Origin of the sequence: Nonomuraea sp. JJY05, assembly GCF_043496855.1 — a bacterium.
Taxonomy (GTDB): Bacteria; Actinomycetota; Actinomycetes; order Streptosporangiales; family Streptosporangiaceae; genus Nonomuraea.
The window spans coordinates 1-21,389 of sequence record NZ_JBIEIS010000021.1 but is presented as its reverse complement, the minus strand read 5'-3'; the positions used below and the strand labels follow the sequence as shown (position 1 = coordinate 21,389).

17 protein-coding genes and 1 rRNA gene are annotated in these 21,389 nt (G+C 70.1%); all 18 read right to left on the bottom strand.

Annotated features, from left to right (window positions below; translation table 11 throughout):
* Positions 1-202 precede the first annotated feature (202 nt).
* The 18 genes from proB to rrf all read right to left on the bottom strand — a co-directional run bounded on the left by proB (position 203) and on the right by rrf (position 21,386).
* Positions 203-1,321, bottom strand: a complete 1,119-nt coding sequence (gene proB, locus ACFKCF_RS30820) for a glutamate 5-kinase (protein ID WP_394498766.1) — start codon at positions 1,319-1,321, stop codon at positions 203-205.
* A 435-nt stretch (positions 1,322-1,756) separates the two neighbouring features.
* Positions 1,757-3,109 (bottom strand): GTPase ObgE, encoded by a 1,353-nt coding sequence (gene obgE, locus ACFKCF_RS30815; protein WP_394498765.1) that lies wholly within the window; start codon positions 3,107-3,109, stop codon positions 1,757-1,759.
* A gap of 120 nt (positions 3,110-3,229) precedes the next feature.
* A complete protein-coding gene (rpmA, locus tag ACFKCF_RS30810; protein ID WP_012893687.1) occupies positions 3,230-3,487 on the bottom strand; it encodes a 50S ribosomal protein L27 in 258 nt (85 codons plus the stop codon).
* 15 nt (positions 3,488-3,502) lie between these two features.
* The gene (rplU, locus tag ACFKCF_RS30805; protein WP_043634375.1) at positions 3,503-3,805 is read right to left on the bottom strand and encodes a 50S ribosomal protein L21; all 303 of its coding nucleotides are present in this window, start codon (positions 3,803-3,805) and stop codon (positions 3,503-3,505) included.
* 215 nt (positions 3,806-4,020) lie between these two features.
* Positions 4,021-6,894 (bottom strand): Rne/Rng family ribonuclease, encoded by a 2,874-nt coding sequence (locus ACFKCF_RS30800; RefSeq protein ID WP_394498764.1) that lies wholly within the window; start codon positions 6,892-6,894, stop codon positions 4,021-4,023.
* Positions 6,895-7,037: 143 nt separating this feature from the next.
* Positions 7,038-7,805, bottom strand: coding sequence for a TIGR03936 family radical SAM-associated protein (locus ACFKCF_RS30795; protein ID WP_394498763.1), 768 nt, complete (start codon positions 7,803-7,805; stop codon positions 7,038-7,040).
* A 138-nt stretch (positions 7,806-7,943) separates the two neighbouring features.
* Positions 7,944-9,854 carry a TIGR03960 family B12-binding radical SAM protein gene (locus ACFKCF_RS30790; protein WP_394498762.1) on the bottom strand — a complete coding sequence of 637 codons (1,911 nt, stop codon included), beginning with the start codon at positions 9,852-9,854 and terminating at the stop codon, positions 7,944-7,946.
* 20 nt (positions 9,855-9,874) lie between these two features.
* The gene (locus tag ACFKCF_RS30785) at positions 9,875-10,054 is read right to left on the bottom strand and encodes a hypothetical protein (protein WP_394498761.1); all 180 of its coding nucleotides are present in this window, start codon (positions 10,052-10,054) and stop codon (positions 9,875-9,877) included.
* 4 nt (positions 10,055-10,058) lie between these two features.
* Complete coding sequence (gene rodA / locus ACFKCF_RS30780) at positions 10,059-11,225, bottom strand: rod shape-determining protein RodA (protein ID WP_394498760.1); 1,167 nt, start codon at positions 11,223-11,225, stop codon at positions 10,059-10,061.
* 601 nt (positions 11,226-11,826) lie between these two features.
* Positions 11,827-13,872, bottom strand: a complete 2,046-nt coding sequence (gene mrdA / locus ACFKCF_RS30775) for a penicillin-binding protein 2 (RefSeq protein ID WP_394498759.1) — start codon at positions 13,870-13,872, stop codon at positions 11,827-11,829.
* Positions 13,869-14,333 (bottom strand): rod shape-determining protein MreD, encoded by a 465-nt coding sequence (mreD, locus tag ACFKCF_RS30770; protein WP_394498758.1) that lies wholly within the window; start codon positions 14,331-14,333, stop codon positions 13,869-13,871. The genes mrdA and mreD overlap by 4 nt, the downstream gene beginning before the upstream one ends.
* A gap of 817 nt (positions 14,334-15,150) precedes the next feature.
* The gene (mreC, locus tag ACFKCF_RS30765) at positions 15,151-16,044 is read right to left on the bottom strand and encodes a rod shape-determining protein MreC (RefSeq protein ID WP_394498757.1); all 894 of its coding nucleotides are present in this window, start codon (positions 16,042-16,044) and stop codon (positions 15,151-15,153) included.
* On the bottom strand, positions 16,044-17,075 hold the full coding sequence (locus tag ACFKCF_RS30760) for a rod shape-determining protein (protein WP_185078196.1): 1,032 nt from the start codon (positions 17,073-17,075) through the stop codon (positions 16,044-16,046). Before ACFKCF_RS30760 ends, mreC begins: the two co-directional genes overlap by 1 nt.
* A 380-nt stretch (positions 17,076-17,455) precedes the next feature.
* Positions 17,456-17,866, bottom strand: coding sequence for a nucleoside-diphosphate kinase (gene ndk, locus ACFKCF_RS30755; RefSeq protein ID WP_138720277.1), 411 nt, complete (start codon positions 17,864-17,866; stop codon positions 17,456-17,458).
* A gap of 155 nt (positions 17,867-18,021) precedes the next feature.
* Entirely contained in the window at positions 18,022-19,485 is a 1,464-nt protein-coding gene (locus tag ACFKCF_RS30750) for a hypothetical protein (protein WP_394498756.1), read from the bottom strand.
* Between the two features lie 9 nt (positions 19,486-19,494).
* Positions 19,495-19,812: a DUF4233 domain-containing protein gene (locus tag ACFKCF_RS30745; protein ID WP_394498755.1), complete on the bottom strand. Its 318-nt coding sequence runs from the start codon at positions 19,810-19,812 to the stop codon at positions 19,495-19,497.
* 20 nt (positions 19,813-19,832) lie between these two features.
* The gene (locus ACFKCF_RS30740; protein WP_394498925.1) at positions 19,833-21,125 is read right to left on the bottom strand and encodes a bifunctional folylpolyglutamate synthase/dihydrofolate synthase; all 1,293 of its coding nucleotides are present in this window, start codon (positions 21,123-21,125) and stop codon (positions 19,833-19,835) included.
* A gap of 144 nt (positions 21,126-21,269) precedes the next feature.
* A 5S ribosomal RNA gene (gene rrf / locus ACFKCF_RS30735) occupies positions 21,270-21,386 on the bottom strand.
* Positions 21,387-21,389 lie beyond the last annotated feature (3 nt).

Below are 21,389 nucleotides of genomic sequence, written 5' to 3'. Positions count from 1 at the left end.
TCCGGTCGCTCCGCTCCCTGCGCTCCTCAGTCCAGAGCGGGGCGAGCCCCTCACGCTCATGGCCACGCTCCGCTCCGCTGTCCGGGGCTCTGCGAGCCCCGCTCTTCCCTCGTCACTCCGGTCGCTCCGTTCCCTGCGCTCCTCAGTCCAGAGCGGGGCGAGCCCCTCACGCTCATGGCCCCCTGGGACGGGGCCCGTGAGGCTAGTTGTGAGCTTCCAGTATGACGATGTCGTCACGGTGGATCAGCTCACGCTCATATTCCGGACCGAGCGCGCTGGCCAGCTCCCTGGTGGAGCGCCCGAGCAGGCCCGGGATCTCGGTGGCGTCGAAGTTGACCAGCCCGCGGGCCACCACAAGCCCCTGAGGCCCGCACAGGTCCACCGGATCGCCCGCCGCGAACTCACCCTCCACCGACGTCACCCCAGCCGGCAGCAGCGACTTGCGCCGCCCCACGATGGCCTCCACCGCCCCCTGATCGAGGTGGAGGCGGCCACGCCCGGTGGTGGCGTGCGCGAGCCACAGCAGCCGCGTGCCGGGATGGCGGCCCCCCGGGTGGAAGTAGGTGCCGACATCGGCTCCACCGAGCGCCTGGGCGGCGTGAGCGGCCGCCGTGAGCACCACGGGGACACCAGCCCCCGTGGCGATCCTGGCGGCCTGCACCTTGGTCACCATGCCGCCGGTGCCCACCGCCGCGCCGTTCTTCCCGAGCTCGACGCCGACCAGGTCTTCCGGCCCGCGGATCTCCGACAGGCGCCGGGAGCCGCTGCGGCTCGGCGGGCCGTCGTACAGGGCGTCGACGTCCGACAGCAGCACGAGCGCGTCGGCGTGGATCAGGTGCGCCACCAGCGCCGCCAGCCGGTCGTTGTCGCCGAAGCGGATCTCGTCGGTGGCCACGGTGTCGTTCTCGTTGACGATGGGCACGATGCCCAGCTCCAGCAGGCGCGCCAGCGTGCGCTGGGCGTTGGCGTGGTGGGCGCGGCGCATCATGTCGTCGGCGGTCAGCAGCACCTGGCCCACGCGCAGGGAGTAGCGGGCGAAGGAGGAGGTGTAGCGGGCGACGAGCACACCCTGCCCGACGGACGCCGCCGCCTGCTGGGTGGCCAGGTCGCGTGGTCGCGCGGTCAGCCCGAGCGGGCCGAGGCCCGCCGCGATCGCCCCGGAGGAGACCAGGACGATCTGGGTCCCCGTACGGCGCCGCGCCGCCAGCACGTCCACAAGGGCGTCGACCCGATCGACGTCGATCGTGCCCTGGGGGGTGGTGAGCGAGGAGGAGCCGACCTTGACAACGACCTTCGACGCTGAGCTGATCTGTTCCCGCACGTCTGGCAGCCTATCCGAGCTCCGAGAGCCCTTCGCTCCCGGAGTCTGGCGGGGTATGGCCCGCCATCCGGGCGGCCCCGCACACGGCGGCGGCCACACCTCCGCGGCCGGATCGCCCCGGCGCGACGCGTAGGCCGCGGCCGACGTCACGGCCCCCATCCGCACCGGGCGGGCCACGTCGTCCATCCGTCGGGCAAGCTCGCCCTCAACCGGTGGCTGCGCCGCTCCGCCGTGGGCCCGCCGTGGGCCCGCCGTGGGCCCGCCGTGGATCCGCCGTGGGCCCGCCGTGGATCCGCCGTGGGCGGGCGCCGGCATCCCGCTCAACGCGATCGCGTCCCTGCCGGCCTGGACGGTGAGCGAGGAGAACGCGTTCACGGCCGGCCAGATCATCCACGCCGACGGCGGCGCGGAAGCCGTACTGCGCCCGTGGCGCCGCTATCCGAGGCGGTTGTCGGACCCGCGCGGGCCCTGCCGTACGGACTCGGCGCTGAGCGTGGGCTGCCAGTCGAAGACGTAGCCACCCTCCATCGGCCCGATGACCACCTCGGCCCCGGCGGTGGCGCCGGCCTTGGCCAGCTCCTCCTCCACCCCGAGCCGTTCGAGCCGGTCGGCGAGGAAACCCACGGCCTCGTCGTTGCTGAAGTCCGTCTGCCTGATCCACCGCTCCGGCTTCTCGCCGGTGATCTGGAACAGGTTGTCGTTGACCCGCCGCACCCGGAACCCGGTGTCGCCGAGCTGCTTGGGCCTGATGACCAGCCTGGTGGGCTCCTCGACCGGCTTCTGGGCCCTGGCCGCGGCGACCCACTCGCCCATCGCGTACGTGAGCTCCCGCAGCCCGTCATGCGTGGCGGCGGAGATCGTGAACACCCGCAGCCCCCGCGCCTCGAACTCGGGCCTGACCAGCTCGGCCAGCTCCCGCGCGTCGGGCACGTCGGCCTTGTTCAGGACGACCAGCCGCGGCCGGTCCTCCAGCTTCCCGTAAGCGTGCAGCTCCGCCTCGATGACCTCGTAGTCGGTGATCGGGTCACGCCCGGGCTCCATGGTGGCGCAGTCGATGACGTGTACGAGCATGTCGCACCGCTCGACGTGCCGCAGGAACTCGTGTCCGAGCCCCTTCCCCTGCGAGGCCCCCGGGATCAGGCCGGGCACGTCGGCGACGGTGAACACGGTCTCCCCCGCGGTCACCACCCCCAGGTTGGGGATCAAGGTCGTGAACGGGTAATCCGCGATCTTGGGCTTGGCCGCGCTCAGGGCGGCGATCAGCGAGGACTTGCCGGCGCTCGGGAACCCGACCAGCGCCACGTCCGCCACGCTCTTGAGCTCCAGCATGACGTCGAGCGCGTCCCCGGGCTCTCCGAGCAGCGCGAACCCGGGCGCCTTCCGCCTGGTCGTGGCGAGGGCGGCGTTCCCCAGGCCGCCGTGCCCGCCCTGGGCGATGACGTAGCGCGTGCCGACGCCCACGAGGTCGACCAGCACCTCACCCGTGGAGGCGTCCTTCACCACGGTCCCGTTGGGCACGGGCAGGATCACGTCCGCCCCGTTGGCCCCGTCGCGGTTGGAGCCCTGCCCCTGCTTGCCGTTGTCGGCCTTGCGGTGCGGCCGCCGGTGGTATTCGAGCAGCGTCGCCGTGTTGGGGTCGACCTCGAGGATGACGTCACCGCCCCGGCCGCCGTTGCCGCCGTCGGGGCCGCCGAGCGGCTTGAACTTCTCCCGGTGGATGGAGGCGCACCCGTTCCCCCCGTCACCGGCACCGACATGAAGGACCACCTGGTCCACGAAGTCCGGCACTCTGTACTCCTCCACACATACCGCCCACCGGCGGAAGTCAGCCAAAAGCAAAGGGGCGGATCGACACCGCGATCCACCCCTTTGGCAAGAAAACCCAAGGTCTACGGAGAGGAAGAACCCTTACTCCGCGACGGGAACGATGCTCACGGCCCGCCGGCCGCGCTTGACACCGAACTGCACGTGCCCGGCCGCCAGCGCGAACAGCGTGTCGTCGCCGCCACGCCCCACGTTGTCGCCGGGGTGGAAGTGGGTGCCACGCTGCCGGACGATGATCTCGCCCGCGTTGACCAGCTGGCCGCCGAAGCGCTTGACGCCCAGGCGCTGGGCGTTGGAGTCACGACCGTTCCGGGTGGACGACGCGCCCTTCTTGTGTGCCATCTCTCAAACTCCCGTTCAGGCCTGCTCGATACCGGTGATCTTCACCTGGGTGTACCGCTGGCGGTGACCCTGGCGCTTCTTGTAACCGGTCTTGTTCTTGTACTTGAGGATCCGAATCTTCGGGCCCTTGGTCTCACCGAGGATCTCGGCGCTGACCGTGAACTTGCCCGCCTCCGTGGTCACATCGCCGTCGTTGACGACGAGCACCGTCGGCAGCGAAACCGAAGAGCCGACCTCGCCGGCGACCTTGTCCACCTCGAGGACGTCACCGACGGAGACCTTCTGCTGCCTGCCGCCGCAACGAACGATCGCGTACACCGCGGAACCCTTCTACTGACTCACTGTTGTCTCGTACATCAGCCGCCTCATCGAGAGGCGGCCGCCGAATGCTGCGCCTGTCATTCGGCCTGTCTCAAACCGACGAACCGAGTAAGCGCGCCAACAGGGCACGTCACCTGACGCACCGATACACCAGGGTACCGGATTAACGGTCCCCTAGGCGAACCGGACGGAACGTCGGAAGCCTGCCGGAGCTACTCGGCCGACTTGGCTCGGCGCGAGCGTCGCCGCCCTCTGCCGGAAGTCTGGCTGGCCTGGTCGTCCTCAACCGGGACGTCTTCAAGCGCACCGGTCACCGTATCACGGCTCGCGGTGTCCTTGGCCGCGGAAACCTTGTCGGAGACCGCCTTCTCGATGGCCATCTTCCCCTGCGTGCCGCGCGGCTCGGGCTTGGGCTCGACCGGCTCCGTGGAGACGAGCAGGCCACGCCCGTTGCAGCAGTCGCACGGCGTGGAGAACGCCTCCAGCAGCCCCTGTCCGACCCGCTTACGCGTCATCTGGACCAGGCCCAGCGAGGTGACCTCGGCCACCTGGTGCTTGGTCCTGTCGCGGGCCAGGCACTCCAGCAGCCGCCGCAGCACCAGGTCGCGGTTGGACTCCAGCACCATGTCGATGAAGTCGATCACGATGATGCCGCCGATGTCGCGCAGCCTGAGCTGGCGCACGATCTCCTCGGCCGCCTCGAGGTTGTTCCGGGTGACGGTCTCCTCGAGGTTGCCGCCCTGGCCGGTGAACTTGCCGGTGTTGACGTCGACGACGGTCATCGCCTCGGTACGGTCGATCACCAGCGAGCCGCCGCTGGGCAGCCACACCTTGCGCTCGAGCGCCTTGCCGAGCTGCTCGTCGATCCGGTAGTGCTCGAACACGTCACCCTGATCGCCGTCCCAGCGCGCCAGACGCTCGGCCAGGTGCGGCGCGACGTACTTGACGTAGTCGTCCACCGTGTCCCAGGCGTCGGCGCCCTGCACGATCAGCGAGGTGAAGTCCTCGTTGAAGACGTCGCGCACGACCCGGATCGTGAGATCGGGCTCGGCGGACAGCAGCTCGGGCGGGCTGGCCGACTTGGCCTTCTTCTGGATGTTCTCCCACTGGGCGGACAGGCGGGCCACGTCACGCGCCAGCTCGTCCTCGGAGGCGCCCTCCGCGGCGGTACGCACGATCACGCCGGCGTTCTCCGGCATGACCTTCTTCAGGATGCTCTTGAGCCGCGTGCGCTCCTTGTCGGGCAGCTTGCGGCTGATGCCGGTCATCGACCCGTCCGGCACGTAGACGAGGTATCGCCCGGGCAGGCTGATCTGCGACGTGAGGCGGGCGCCCTTGTGCCCGATCGGGTCCTTCGTGACCTGCACGAGCACCGACTGGCCCGACTTCAGCGCCGACTCGATGCGCTTGGGCTGGCCCTCCAGCCCGGCGGTGTCGAAGTTGACCTCGCCGGCGTACAGGACGGCGTTCCTGCCCTTGCCGATGTCCACGAACGCCGCCTCCATCGAGGGCAGCACGTTCTGGACCTTGCCGAGGTAGACGTTGCCGACGTAGGACTGGCTGGCCTCGCGGTTGACGTAGTGCTCGACGAGCACGCCGTCCTCCAGGACCGCGATCTGCGTACGGTCGCCCTGACGGCGCACCACCATCATCCGGTCGACGGACTCGCGGCGAGCCAGGAACTCCGACTCCGTGATGATCGGCGGCCGCCTGCGGCCCAGCTCGCGCCCCTCGCGGCGGCGCTGCTTCTTGGCCTCCAGCCGGGTGGAGCCGCGCACGCTCTGCACGCCGTCGGTCGCGGTGTCCAGCGTGCTGCTGCGGCCCGCACGCGGCGCGCGGATGCGCACCACCGTGTTCGGCGGGTCGTCGCTGGCCGGCTCGGCGCCCTCGTCGGAGCCCCGGCGGCGACGGCGACGGCGGCGACGCGAGGAAGAGCCCTCCTCTTCGTTGGCGCCCTCCTCGGCCTGCTCCTCCTCGGACTCCTCGTCCTGCTCCTCGCCTTCCTCGGCGTCGTCACGCTCGCGCGACTTGCCGCGGCCCCGGCCGCCCCGCCTGCGGCGGCGGCGACGGCCCGCGCCCTCTTCCTCCTCCTGCTCGTCGGAGGCGTCGAGGTCGGTCTCGTCCTCTACCGCGGACTCGTCGACCGGCTCCTCGATCTCCTCGGGCTCGGGCTCTGGAGCGGGCTGCGGCACCTCGACCCGCCGGGAGACGGCGGGCTTGGCCTGGCTGGGGTCGGGCGCCTGGAAGAGCGGCGCGAAGATGGCCGCCGGCCGCTGGAACGCGGTGCCGGGCTCGGCCGGCGTGCGCGCGGCGAACCCGAACGGGTCGGACAGCAGGCTCGGCCGTACGGGCTCCTCGTCGAGGTCCTCGCCGGCGGGCTCGTCGTCGAGGGGCTCGTTGTCGGGCAGGATCTCAAGGATGTCCTCATCCTCGGCCGCCCGGACATCACCGGCAGGCGCCGCCTCGGCGCTCTGCGGCGCCGTCGTCGCGGCCGCACGGGCCGGGCCCTCGCTCGCGGCGGCCTTCTCGGAGTCGGCCACCGCCCCCACAGCGCCTGCGACGGCCTCCTCGACGGGCTCGGGCGCCACGGCCTCTTCCGGCTCGGCCTTCTTGCGCGTCCTGCGCCGCTTGACCGGCTCGGCGGCCTCGGCAGGCGGCTCCTCCACCGGGGAGGTGGCCTCTGCCTCGTCCTCGGCGACCTTCTTCGTCGTACGGCGCCGCGTCGTCGTGGCCGTGGACCGGGTGCGCGTGGTCCTCTTGGGCTTCTCCTCGGCGACGGCCTCGGCCACGACCGCCTCGACCGGGCTCTCCGGCGCGGTCGCCGGCTCGGGCGCGGCAGTGAGGATCTCGGGCGCGGGCTCTCCCGCCGCACGCTGCGCGGCGGTGCTCTGCACCGGTTGTACGTCAGCCACGGACGGCGCGGTCTGCGCCGCGGCAGTGGTGACCGGAACGTCGGCAGGCTCCTCCGGCTCCGGCGGCGGACCGGCGGGACGGCTGGCGGAGCGGCGACGTGGGGTCACCTCGGGCTGTTCAATTGTCTCCCCGTCAGGGCCAATGGCCCCGGCGTTGGGCTCGTTCTCGAGCATGCGGGCGCTCTCCCGTCAGCTCCCGGGCGCGTCGCCGCGCCGCGCAGGAGCCCTCGTGTCTCGTTGTCCGCCAACGCCCCCGGGAGGGGGTGTCGGCGCCAAGTCCTGTCAGCGGTCGTGCCCCGCTCGCGCAGGGCACCTCCTCAACCGGCGACGTGCTCACTCGCCGATCCCGCCTCGCCGCCGCGCGTCGTATCGCGGTCCAGGTCGAGCGGATCGGCAAGCGCACCAGTGCTGGCGTCGAGCGGCCCCTGCGCCAGCCTGGTCACCTCGGGGGGAACCGGCGGCGCGAAGTCGGCCACAAGGCGCAGCCCTGTGAGCACATCGTCGGGTCGAACGGCAGGCGTCATGTGCCGAACAACCATGCGCAGTATGACACACGGTCCTCCGAGCACCTGAGCTGCGGTTCTGTCTGTTCCCTCGGACACCGTGAGCCCCAGGACGGCTTCCCGCGCGTCAAATCGACGGGGGCCCTTCTTGGTGAGGCGCTCGACCTCCACAGTGCCTGCCGCGAGGAACTTCTCCGCCGCCACCTCGGCGAGCTCGCGATCGGCACCAGGCAGTCGCACCTCCCAGTCGGAGACCTCCAAGCGGTCAGCCAGCCCACCCGGACCCGCCGCCACCACGTCGAGCACGTCGAGTCCCGGCGGCAGCGACCCGTCCAGGTCCTGTCTCACCTGCTCGGGATCGCACGGCGTGGTGACACCGATCTCGAGATATTCGGCTTCGCTGGCGACACCGGTCGGTGCCGCGCCCGCGTAGGAGATCTTCGGGTGGGGCGAGAAACCCGCGCTGTAGGCCACCGGAATGCCGGCACGGCGAACCGCTCTCTCAACGGCCCGCGAGATGTCGCGGTGGCTGGTGAAGCGCAGGCGGCCGCGCTTGGCGTAGCGCACGCGAAGTCGCTGCACCGTGGGCGCGGGCGGAGGCCCTTCGGGAACAGGTTTCAGAGCTTGTCGTCCTTCCCTTGTAAGAGTTCCTTCGTCTCAGGATAAGCCGCCCCGACGCGTGTACGTGTACGCCGAGACACCGGCTGCCCACTGAGCGCGCTAGACCACCGTAAGAGGAAGGAGTTTCCGCCCTGTGGGGCCGATCTGAATTTCCGTGCCCATCGTCGGGCAGACGCCGCAGTCGTAGCAAGGAGTCCAGCGGCAGTCTTCGACCTCGCCACCGGAAATGGCCTCCTGCCAGTCCTGCCAGAGCCACTCACGGTCGAGCCCGGCGTCGAGGTGGTCCCACGGCAGGACCTCGTTCTCCTCCCGCTCGCGCGTGGTGTACCAGTCGACGTCGACGCCCACTCTCTCGGCGGCCGCCATCCAGCGCTCGTAGGAGAAGTGCTCGCTCCAGCCGTCGAACCTGCCGCCGTCCTCCCAGACGGCGCGGATCACGGCGCCGACCCGGCGGTCGCCGCGCGAGAGCAGGCCCTCCACGATCGAGGGCTTGCCGTCGTGGTAGCGGAAGCCGATGGATCTGCCGTACTGCTTGTCGCCTCTGACCGAGTCGCGCAGCTCCTTGAGCCTGCGGTCGACGGTCTCGTGGTCAGCCTGGCCGGCCCACTGGAAGGGCGTGTGCGGCTTGGGCACGAAACCGCCGATGGAGACCGTGCAGCGGATGTCGCGGCTGCCGGTCGCCTCGCGGCCCGCCTGGATGACCTTCTTGGCCAGGTCGGCGATGCCCAGCACGTCCTCGTCCTGCTCGGTGGGCAGGCCGCACATGAAGTAGAGCTTGACCTGCCGCCACCCCTGCGAGTAGGCCGTGGTGACGGTGCGGATCAGGTCTTCTTCGGTGACCATCTTGTTGATCACCTTGCGCATGCGCTCGGAGCCGCCCTCCGGCGCGAACGTCAGGCCGGAGCGCCTGCCGTTCCTGGAGAACTCGTTGGCCAGGTCGATGTTGAACGCGTCGACCCTGGTGGACGGCAGCGAGAGCGAGGTGTTGGTGCCCTCGTAGCGGTCGGCCAGGCCCTTGGCGACGTCGCCGATCTCGGAGTGGTCGGCCGACGACAGCGACAGCAGACCGACCTCGTTGAAGCCGGATTCCTTGATGCCGTTTTCGACCATCGCCCCGATCGTGGTGATCGAGCGCTCCCGCACCGGGCGCGTGATCATGCCCGCCTGGCAGAACCTGCAGCCACGGGTGCAGCCGCGGAAGATCTCCACGCTGAACCGCTCGTGCACGGTCTCGGCCAGCGGGACCAGTGGCTTCTTCGGGTAGGGCCACTCGTCGAGGTCCATCACGGTGTGCTTGTGCACCCGCCACGGCACGTCGGCCCTGTTGGGGGCGACGCGCTTGATGCGACCGTCCGGGTGGTAGTCCACATCGTAAAATTTCGGGACATATACCCCGCCGGACTCGGCGAGCCGCATGAGCAGCTCGTCCCGCCCGCCGGGTCTGCCCTCGGCCTTCCACTCGCGGATGACCTCGGAGATGGCGATGCAGATCTGCTCTCCGTCGCCGAGCACGGCCGCGTCGAGGAAGTCGGCGATCGGCTCCGGGTTGAAGGCCGCGTGGCCGCCGGCGAGCACGATCGGGTCGTCCTCGCCCCGGTCCACGGCCATCAGCGGGATGCCCGCCAGGTCGAGCGCGTTGAGCATGTTGGTGTAGCCCAGCTCGGTCGAGAACGACACGCCGAGCACGTCGAAGGCGCGCACCGGCCGGTGCGCGTCGACGGTGAACTGCGGGACGCCCTCGGCCCGCATGAGCGCCTCGAGATCCGGCCACACCGCGTAGGTGCGCTCGGCCAGCGTGCCGGGCAGCTCGTTGAGGATCTCGTAGAGGATCGCCACACCCTGGTTGGGCAGCCCGACCTCGTAGGCGTCCGGGTACATCAGCGCCCACCGCACGTCGGCGGAGTCCCAGTCCTTGAGGGTCGAGTTGAGCTCACCCCCGACGTACTGGATGGGCTTCTGCACCTTGGGCAGCAGCGCTTCCAGGCGGGGGAATATCGACTCGACAGACATACGGTCCAGCGTAGCGGCGCTCAGACGGTGGCAGGTCCAGGGATGTCGATGTCGTTTCCGCTGAGCACCAGGAGGTGGTGCCCCTCGTAGCAGGTCAGCTCGACGGCGATCACGCCGCTCGACAGATTGTGCACGCCGACGACGTGGCTCGCGGGCAGCAGGAAGCGCTCTTCGCACTCATCGCAATAGGCCAAGAACATATCTCTAATTAAACGACTGTCTTCGCACCCTGATGGCTTGGAGAAGCCCAATCGCAATGAGATTCGCGAATGTGGCCGTACCGCCGTACGACACGAACGGCAGCGGCAGCCCCGTGATCGGCATGATCCCGATCGTCATGCCCACATTGATGAACGTCTGGAACGCGAACCAGCACACGATCGTGCCCGCGACCAGCGTCCCGAACCTGTCGTCGCACTGCCTGGCGATCTTCAGCCCGCGCAGCAGCACCACCCCGAGCAGCAGCACCACCGTGACCGACCCGAGGAACCCGAACTCCTCCCCCGCCACCGTGAAGATGAAGTCGGTGTGCTGCTCCGGCACGAACCGCCCGGTCGTCTGCCCGCCCCCCAGCAACCCCTTTCCCAGGAGCTGCCCGGAACCGATCGCGATCATCGACTGCGTGCTGTTGTAGCCCACCCCGCGCGGATCGACGCTCGGATCCACGAACGCCGTGAATCGGGCCACCTGGTACGGCTCGAGCAGCTGGAAATGGAACACCGAGAACACCCCGGCGATCGCGACCAGCGTCAGCGCCGCGATCCACCGCTTGCGCACCCCCGCGACGATCAGCCCGGCGGCCGTGATCACCGCCAGCACCAGCGCCGTTCCGAGGTCCGGCTGGAGCATCACCAGCCCCATCGTGACCCCCGAGGCGAGGAGCGCCAGCCAGATGTCCAGCCCGCGCGGCCGATCGCTGCCCTCGGCCGGCTGGGCCAGCAGCATCGCGATGATCAGCAACAGCCCGACCTTGGCGAACTCCGACGGCTGCACCGCGAACCCGCCGCCGAGCAGGATCCACGAGTGCGACCCGTTGATCGTCGCGCCCAGCGGCGTGATGACCAGCCCCAGCCCTATCAGCGACACCAGGAACACCAGCGGCGCGTACGCCCGCATGGCGCGATGATCGACCGTCGCGACGATCGCGCACAGGACGATCCCGATCACCTCGTTGAAGATGTGCTTCTTCACCAGCCCCGTCGCACCCGGGGCCCAGGTCCTGGTGGACGACCAGACGAGCAGCGTGCCGATCACGCACAGCCCGGCCACCGCGACCAGCATCAGGCCGTCCAGCCTGCGTACCGTCGAGTTCTCACCGGCGACTCGCCGGAACAACGACGGCCGCCGGACGGCCACCGCTCGATCGATCACCTCCGCACCTCCATCCCAGCGACCACCCACCCGACCACGCAGCCGATCACCCACCCAGCGGCACAGCCCACCACCCACCCAACGCCCGCCCCAGGAACCCTCCGCCCAACCGACGTCCCAGCAACCCCCGTCCCACCAACTCCCAGGTCAACGGCCGTCCCACCAGCCGCCGTCCCACCAACCCCCAGCCCAACGGCAGCCCCACCAGCCGTCCTCGCACCAACCCCCAACCCAACGGCAGCCCCACCAGCCGTCCTCGCACCAAACCCCGGTCCATCAACCGCCCGCCCAATGGCCGGCCCAGCAACGCCCCAGCCAACCGACGTCCCGGCAACGCCCTGTCCAGCCTCACCCCGGCCAACAGCCACCCCGGGCCAACGCCTGCGGCCATCTCCCACCGCCGACCAACGCGTCCGGTCGCCGCCCACCACAGACCCGCCCCGGCGACCGCCACCCGCAGCGGCACCAGCCATACCACCGACACCATCGTCACCGACAGCACCGATAGCACCAGTGGCAGACGCACCGGCAGCAGCCTTCCACCCATCGGCGCAGGCGCCCACCCCCCGACCGCCCGCACCCGGCGCGGGGCTCTCGGCGCTCATCCTCCGGCCACCGTTCCGTCAGGCGAGAAGCGGGGCAACCTCGTCGTGAGCTTCCCACCGGGCACGGCGGGAGGCCGTTTGATGCCGTAGATCCCTTCGTAGATCTCCCGCACCGCAGGCGCCGCCGTCTGCGCGCCCATGCCACCCTGCGAGACCATCACCACGACCACGTACTGCGGATTCTTCGTAGGCGCGAATGACGCGAACCACGAGGTGTCCTGCTTGCCCCAGACCTCCGCGGTACCGGTCTTGCCGCCGATGCGCACCTTGTCCATCGGGAACCCGGCGAAGGCCCCCGCCGCGGTGCCGTCCGACGGGACCTGGCTCAGCGCGTTCTTGATGTAGAGCCGTTCCTTCTCGCTGATCGGCAGCTTGCCCACCACCGGCACCGGGATGGTCCTGACCACCGTGCCGTCGGGCCGCACCTGCGCCCACCCGATGCGCGGGCTGCGCACCTTCCCGTCGCTCACCAGCGCCATGTACGCCCGCGCGAGCTGCATCGGCGTCACCAGCACGTCGCCCTGGCCAATGGAGAAGTTGGCCGAGTCGCCCGGCCGCAGGAGGAACCCCTCGGTGCAGTTCTCCAGCGCGAGCCGTTTGAGGAAGTCGGCCCGCGCCCGATCCTTGACCTCCGGATACCCCTTGCGCGACCGCTCGCAGCTCACGGCGTTGGTGCGGTTCCAGAGGTCCTTCTTCCACGCCCGGTCGGGGATGCGCCCGGAGGACTCACCCGGCAGATCCACCCCGGTCGGACTGCCGAACCCGAACGCCCTGGCCGTGTTGGCGAAGATCTCCTTGGTCGCCTTCTTCGGGTTGCGCCCGCCGTCCTTCAGGTACTGCTCGTACGCGGCCTTGTAGAAGATCGTGTCGCACGACTTGACCAGCGCGGTGTGCAGGCTGAGTGAGCCGAGCGAAATGCCGCGGAAGTTACTGAAGGCCCGGTCGCCGACCATGTAGGAGCCGGGGCACCCGTACGTGCCGTTCAGCGGGTATCCGGACCGCAACATCGCGGACACCGACGAGATCTTGAACGTCGAACCCGGCGCGAACTGTCCGTTGATCGCCCGGGACACGAGCGGCTTGCCGGACTTCTCCGACAGCAGCCACTGGTATCCGCGCGTCGAGATCCCGCCCGCCCAGATCGCCGGGTCGTACCCGGGGGCGCTGGCCAGCGCCACCACCCATCCCGTACGCGCGTCGAGCACCACCCCCGCGCCGCCGTCGGCCCCCGGCGCGGACTTCATCGCCTTCGCCAGCGCCCTCTCCACCACGGTCTGGACCCGCGAGTCGATGCTGGTCACCAGGTGGTCGCCCGGAGTCGGCGTGATCTGCTCCTCGACGCCGAGCGCCTTGCCCATCCTGTCGACCTGCACCCGGCGCAGCCCCGACTTGCCGCGCAACGCCTCGTCGTAGACGTATTCGAGCCCGTCACGCCCAGCCAGGTCCACCCCGGAGAAGCTCGCCTTCAGGCCTTCGCGCTTCTCCAGCTCGGCCTCGGTAACCGGCTGCAGGTAGCCGAGCATCTGCGCCCCGTCGCGCCCGCCGGGGTACTGCCTGACGGAGTGGATCTCCGCCGTCACCCCGGGAAACTCCTCCTGCCGTTCGAGGATCTGCAGCGCCTCCCGAGTGTCCACCTTCTCGTCGAGCGGAACCGGCTGGTACGGCGACCCCGTCCAGCAGGGTTTGGAGACTCCCGGCCCGCACGGCGTGATGCGCTGCTGCAGATCGGCGACCGGCCGGCCGAGCACCGCCGACAGCTTGCTCAACACCTTGAGCCCGCCGTCCTTCATCCTGGTCAGGCTGGTCCGGTCCACGGACACCACCAACGCGGTCTTGTTGCGTACCAACGGCCGCCCGTGCGAGTCGAGGATCTGCCCGCGCACGGCGGGCACGATCACGGCCCGTGTCCTAGTCTCCGTCGCCCGCGTCACGAACTCGTTCCCGCGCACCACCTGCACCTGCCACAGGCGCACGGCCAGTACGACGAGCAGGGTCACGACGAGCACCTGAACCACCAGCAGCCTGGCCCGCATCCGCATCATGTTGAGAACCCCGCCTCCCTGCCCCGTGTGGTCAGCCAGATCACGATGGGGGACACGACCAGCGTGTAGACGATGGTGACGGGCACCTGCTCGGTCAGCGTGGAGATCGTCACCCGGGGGTCGGCGATCAGCCCGCTCACGACCGCAGCCAGCAACGGCGCCATCAGCACGCACAACACCACGGTCGTGACCGGTCCACCCGCGCCACGCCCCGCCACGTAACCGACGAGCGCCAGCACGAACGCGTACTGCCCCACGAGGTGCGCGGTCGGCGGCATGACATCGACGAGCAGCCCGGCGCTGAACCCGAGCACCGCCCCGGACGCCGCACCCCGCCCCAACGCCGCCCCGATCACGGCCAGCAGCACCAGGTCGGGTGCGCCCCCGGCCGGTAGAGGAAAACGGTTGACCAGCATGACCTGCGCCAGCAAGGCCAACAACACGGACAACCCGCCGATCACCGCGCCCCCTCCCGGGAATCCCTCACAATCCGCCCCGCTCCGCATGCCCGCCCCACTCCCGGCTTGCCGGACGAAGCCCGGCCAAGTCGGTCAACCCGTTTCAGCGGACCCCGCCACCAACGACCCGCCCCATCCGCCGCCAAACCCCACCGGCGATTCACCCCGCGCGCTGCGAAGACCCACCCGCGATCCAGCCCGCCCACCGCCGAAGCCCACCGGCGATCCCACCCTGCCGCCGCCGATGCCCGCCAGCCGTCTGGACCGGCCGCAGCCAGCGCCCACCCGCGACCGCCCGCCTCTCGAACCCCCACCGGCGACCGCAGCCCGCGCAAGCCTGACGCCCACCGGCAATCTGACCCTGCCGTCGCCGACGCCCACCGGCGATCCGGTCCGGCCGCCGCTGACGCCCACCGGCCACCGCCGGCCGCTCGAACCTTTACCGGCGATCTCATTCCGCAAGAGCCCGACGCCCAGCTCGACGCCGACACCCCCGTTGGCTCCCATGCCGGAGCCGAAGCCGAATTTCCGCGAGGCGCTCGAGGGCCGGCCCATCCTGACGGTCTCCGCACCGCCCACGCCCAGCCCTCGCCAGATGCCGCCAGAAGCGCCCTCAGAGACGCACAACGCCGACCCTCGGTGGAACGCTCCAGACGACCGCTGCCGCCCTGACACGCGCGTACACGGCCGCCAGCACCCCACCCCGCGACCAGACGGCCGGCACCGCATCCCGCCGCTAGGCGGCCGTCGCCGCTTCCGTGAGTGGCCGGATCACCATGCCCATCGCTCGGCAGGCGCCGTGGAACCGCCCGCCGCCCGATCATCGCGATACCTCCGCGGCGGGCAGCGCCTTGGCGGGCAGCACCGCGTCACGCGGATCCCGCTTGGGCGCCTCCACCACCACACCGACCACGTCCAGCGCCGACAGATCCGCATAGGGACGGGCGTACGCGATACGGGTCAGCTCCCCCGGCGTCGACTCCACCCGCTCGATCACCCCGATGGGCACCCCGGGCACGTATGGGCTGCCGTTCTGCGAGCCGAAGCTGACGATCCGCGCGCCGCTGGTCAGCGGGGCCGTGGAGTCGAGGAGCCGGAACTGGACGAGCCGCCCGTTCTCCCCCACCCCATGCACCACGCCGATCTCCTTGCCCCCTTCCAGCCGCGCCCCGACGGCCGAGGCCGGGTCGCTGAGGAGCACCACCGTCGAGCTGTGCGGCGCGGCGTTGACGACACGCCCGACCAGGCCTTCGCCGCTGAGCACGGTCATCTCCGTACGGATGCCGTCACTCGCGCCAGCGTCGATCTGCACGGCGTCCTCGAAGCCCGGCAACCCGCGCCGGGCGACCACGTTGGCCGGGACGACCTTGTATCCGCCCGCCCCCGACAGGCCGAGGAGCTGCTTGAGCTCCTTGGAGCGGGTCGCGTCGAGCTTGCTGGCCACCAGACCGGCCCGCAGCTGGGCGTTCTCCGCTTTGAGCGCGTTGATGCGGTCCTGGGCGCTGGGCGCGTTGACGAGGGCCCGGACGAACCCTCCGATGGGACGCACCAGCCCCCCGCCGAACTGTTCCGCTGTGCCGAACACATAAGCCGCGGCCGTCCGCAGCGGCCGCAGCGGTGAGCTGTCGCCAGTGCGATGGTCGACGGTCAGGATGATCAGGGCTGCCGTCAGCAGCCCGCCCAGGATCAGCCGCGCATGGCGAGAATCTCTCATCAGTGCCGCGACTCCGGCACCAGGACCTGCTGGAGCGCCTCGAACTCCTCGGCGCACTTGCCGGAGCCGATGGCGACCGAGTCGAGGGCGTTTTCGACCAGGTGCACGGGCATGCCCGTCTCGGCCTTGACCCGCTCGTCCAGCCCCTTGAGCAGGGCTCCCCCGCCGGTGAGCGCGATGCCGCGGTCCATGATGTCGCCGGACAGCTCGGGCGGGCACTTGTCGAGCGTGGTCTTGACCGCGTCGACGATGGCGTTGACCGGCTCCTCGATGGCCTTCCTGACCTCTTCGCTCGACACGACGATGGTCTTGGGCAGCCCGCTGACGAGGTCGCGCCCGCGGATCTCCGCGTGCGACTCCTCACCGGTCGGGCCGGCCGAGCCGATGGCGATCTTGATCTCCTCGGCGGTGCGCTCACCGAGCATCAGCGAGTATTCCTTCTTGGCGAACGCGATCACCGCCTGGTCGAGCTCGTCGCCGCCGATCCTGATCGACTGGCTGGTGACCACGCCGCCCATCGAGATGATCGCCACCTCAGTGGTGCCCCCGCCGATGTCGACCACCATGTTTCCGGTCGGCTCGTGCACCGGGAGCCCGGCCCCGATGGCGGCGGCCATGGGCTCCTCGACGATGTAGACCTTCCTGGCGCCGGCCTGGTATCCGGCTTCCTTCACCGCGCGCTGCTCCACGCTGGTGATGCCGCTCGGCACGGCGATGATGATGCGCGGCTTGGCGAGATGCCGACGTCGGTGCACCCTCTGGATGAAATATCGCAACATCCGCTCAGTGACATCGAAGTCGGCGATCACGCCGTCTTTGAGCGGGCGGACGGCGACGATGTTGCCAGGCGTACGACCAATCATCCGCTTGGCCTCGATGCCGACCGCCACGATCTTGCCCGTGGCGGTGTTGATCGCTACGACTGAGGGCTCGTTGAGCACGATGCCTCGGCCGCGCACGTACACCAGCGTGTTGGCGGTGCCCAGGTCGACCGCCATGTCACGGCCGAGAAACGCGAGCTTGCTGCCCATGGCGAACGGAGCCCTCCGTAACGTCGTTCGCGAATGATTACGGATCGAATTCGAATCGTAACGTGACGTACCCACCGATGGGCGCAATGAGCCCTCGCGCCCCACAAAAATCTCCAGCCCCTACCTCAACCGCAATTTTGCCCGGATTGCACCACAACACCCGATCGCTTGCTGGAACGATCCAAAACGCCCATCCACCCAGGGCCTCACGTATCGACCTTGCCAACCGTACGCGGAAGCCCCGACAAAATCCCGCCCCCGCCTCGCCCAGGAATCGCCCCCGCACACCAAGACCCCGTCACCCTACGGCAAGCGGCCGACAAAAACGTGCGCCCGCGCAGCGACAGGCTGCGCGGGCGCCCTTTGGCGAACGGAATCGCCTAGAAACGGTCAGGGAAGAAGATCTTGATCTCCCTGGCGGCGGACTCGGGCGAGTCGGAGCCGTGGACGACGTTTTCGCCGATCTCGAGAGCGTGGTCGCCGCGGATCGTGCCGGGGGCCGACTTGACCGGGTCGGTGGCGCCGGCCAGCGCGCGGAACGCCTCGACGGCGCGCGGGCCCTCGAGGACCATGGCGACGAGCGGCCCGGACGTGATGAACTCGACGAGCTCACCGAAGAACGGCCGCTCGGAGTGCTCGGCGTAGTGCGACTTGGCCGTGTCGGCGTCGAGGGTGCGCAGGTCCATCGCCACGACCTTGAGGCCCTTGCGCTCCACACGGGCGATCACGTCACCGATGAGGCCGCGCTTAACCCCGTCGGGCTTGATCAGGACAAGAGTGCGCTCGGACACTTGGAGTTCTCCTTCGAACAGAGTGAGGATCGCGATCACGGGCGCCCGGCCCGGCCGCGGGATGCTTCGCGGGGGACGGGCCCACGCGTCGCCGTGGCTTGGGCCTCAGCTTACCGTCCCGCGCCCCCACCCTCGTTTTTCCTACGGAAACGGCTTCATGGAGAGGCGGTGTCCTCGGGCGATTGGCCCTGCGGCGGCACGGCGGGCACCGAACCGGCCGGTTCTTCCTCATCCTCCGCTTTGCCGGCGCCCTCCGCGGGCCTGACGGCACTCCGCCGGGCCATCACGGTGGAGAGCACGATGACCAGCACCACGAGGAAGCCGCCGATCAGGGCCCACGAGTGCAGCGCGCCGACAAAGCTGTCGACCAGCTCCTGAGCCGACGACACCCCGTCCAGCATCGCCATCTGCACGCCCGTACCGAGCAGGAACCCCGCCAGCACCCCGGCGACGCACAGCGACAGCCCGAAGACGGCCGTCCCGACCCCCACCTCCTGCAGCGCCGACGTCAGCGCCACCGCCGCCCCCACCGCGAGCAGCGTGAACGGCACCGCCAGCACCAGCCCGTCGGCCGACGGCACGACGAGCCGCACGGAGCACAGCCCCACGACCATCGCGAGCAGCCCCAGAGGCGCCAGCCACCGCCCGGAAGGCCGCGCGAACTTCCGCACCGCCGCGGATGCGCCGACGGCCAGCAGCCCGGCCACCGCGTACGGCACCCAGAGCCCCCGCAGCCCCGGCCCGCCGAGCCCGCCCATCTCCACCAGGGTGATCTGGGCCGCGCTGGGCAGCAGCACCACGCCGACCGCAACCATGGAGTAGGCCAGCGTACGGCTCTCCGCGGCCCCTATCGTGGCCAGCCCCAGCAGCCCGGCCACGGCCACCACCGCCAGCACGATCACCGGGATGGCCCGCCATCCCTCGGTCGCGGTGCTGATCGCCACGACCGCGATGCCCGCCGCCGGCACGGCGGCCAGCAGCAGCCGGCTGCGCTCCCCGTCGTTGAGCATCGGCGCGGCAGGCCGCCCGAGCAGGATCCAGACGATCAGGTACGCGCCCGCCAGGGCCAGCGCGATGCCCGTCAGCATCGGGTACGGCTGCAGCGTGACCCGCCAGCTGGTCGCCTTGTCGAGCGGCCACAGCGCCAGCGCCTCGGCAGCGAGCAGGCTCAGGCTGAACACGCCCACCCACAGCGCCCGCAGCACCAGCACGCGGTCCCAGACGGCCGCCAGCGTGGCGGGCACGACCAGGCCCGCGCCGATGCCGCGCAGCACCCGCACCACTCCGGCGAGGAGCTCCGAGCCCGCGTACCCACCGGCGATGTCGGACAGGGCCACCAGCGCCAGCCCCGCCAGCACGACGTGAACCACCTGCACGCGCCGCAGCACCACCGCCGCCAGCGGCACGGTCAGCATCAGCGCGGGCAGGGCCAGCCCGTGCGTGCGCATCAGCCCGACCTGGTCGATGTCGCCGGGCAGCAGCTTGGCGACGACGGAGAGCGTGTTGGGAACGGTGACGAGCGCCAGCGGCAACGCGGCAACGACGAGCAGCCCGAGCGTCACGTCGAGCAGCCATGGGACCCTGGGCCCTGCCGACCGCTGAATCGGGGGGACGGTCATGCGCCGACTTTAGCGGGAAGTAGCGCCCTCAACACGGCGAGCGACGATAATCGCCGTGATCCACAGTGCTGTGAAGATCGCGCCGAGGAAGAACATCATCGGCACGAGGAAGCCCGTGCCGATCGCCAGCACCTGTACGAGGCTGCCCAGGACGTAGCCGACAGGCCGCTTGAGCAGGCCCGCGGCCACCACGCACAGCACGGCCAGCCCGATGCCGGCGGTCACCGCGAGCGCGGGCGCCACCCCGCCCACGGTGATCGCCACGGGCGTGATCAGCCCCGCCACGATGGCCTCCATGCCGAGCACGCTGGCGCCCAGCCTGCGCATACCTGGAGTCACCTGGAAATTCATCGCGAACCATCCGCCTTGAGCAGCTGCCGCGCGTCACCCGCCGTCACGACGGATCCGGTGATGAGCACGCCCGTGCCGCTGAACTCGCCCTCGGCGTCGGCGACGCCGATGGCCTGGTCGATGGCGTCGTCCAGCCGGTCGACCACGTGTACGCGCTCCTCGCCGAACAGCGGCTCGGCCAGGGACGCGAGCTCCTCCGGAGACATCGACCTGGGCGAGGAGTTACGCGTGACGATGATCTGGTCGAGCATCGGTTCGAGCAGCTCGAGCAGCGCGTCGACGTCCTTGTCCCGCATGACCGCGACGACCCCGACGACCTTGGCGAAGTCGAACGCCTCGTGCAGTCCCTCCAGGGTCGCCTGCATGCCGCCCGGGTTGTGGGCCGCGTCGATCACGACCGTCGGCGTCCGCCGCACGACCTCCATCCGCCCCGGCGAGGCGGCCTGGGCGAACGCCTGCCGTACGAGATCGGCGTCGAGCGGGTCGTCGCCGCCGGTCAGCGCCTCGACGGCGGCCAGCGCGCAGGCCGCGTTGCTCGCCTGGTGCGCGCCGTAGAGCGGCAGGTAGACCTCGTCGTAGACGCCCTTGAGGCCGCGCAGGGTGAGCAGCTGCCCGCCGATGGCCACCTCCCGGTTGAGCACGCCGAACTCGAGCCCCTCACGGGCCACGACCGCGCCGACCTCGGCGGCCCGCCGCATGAGCACCTCGGCCGCGGCCAGCTCCTGCTGGGCGAGGACAGTGGTGGTGCCGGGCTTGATGATGCCGGCCTTCTCACCGGCGATGCTGGGAATGTCGGGCCCCAGACGGTCGGTGTGATCGAGCGAGATGGGTGTGATCACGGACACGATGCCGTCGGCCACGTTCGTCGCGTCCCAGGACCCGCCCATGCCGGCCTCGATGACGGCGACGTCGACCGGGGTGTCCGCGAAGGCGGCGAACGCCATGGCGGTCAGCAGCTCGAAGAACTGGATGCGACGCCCCTGCGTGTCCGTCAGCTCGACATACGGGATGATCTCCTCGTAGACCTCCGCGAACCGCTCTTCGCTCAGCGGCTCGCCGTCCACGGTGATCCGTTCGCGCACCGACACCAGATGAGGGCTGGTGAACCGCCCCACCCTGAGATTGCGCTCCTTGAGCAACGCCTCGGTGAGCCGGGCCGTGCTCGTCTTTCCGTTGGTGCCCGCGATGTGTATGACCGGGTACGCCCTTTGCGGCGAACCGAGCACATCGAGAAGGGCCGCGATCCTGTCGAGCGTCGGCTCGAAATCCCACTCGACGCCGCGCTCCATGATCGCGCGTTCAACCGCACGATAATCCACACCACAACCCTACTGACCGCCGGAAGCGGTCCCGACCCGGGGCCGTGACGACATGGAACGCGCACAAAAAAAAGGGGGTCCGACGCCCAAGGCGTCGAACCCCCTCCAAAGATTGTCCGGCGGCGACCTACTCTCCCACACCCTCCCGAGTGCAGTACCATCGGCGCAGAGAAGCTTAACTTCCGGGTTCGGAATGTAACCGGGTGTTTCCTTCCCGCCATAACCGCCGTAACC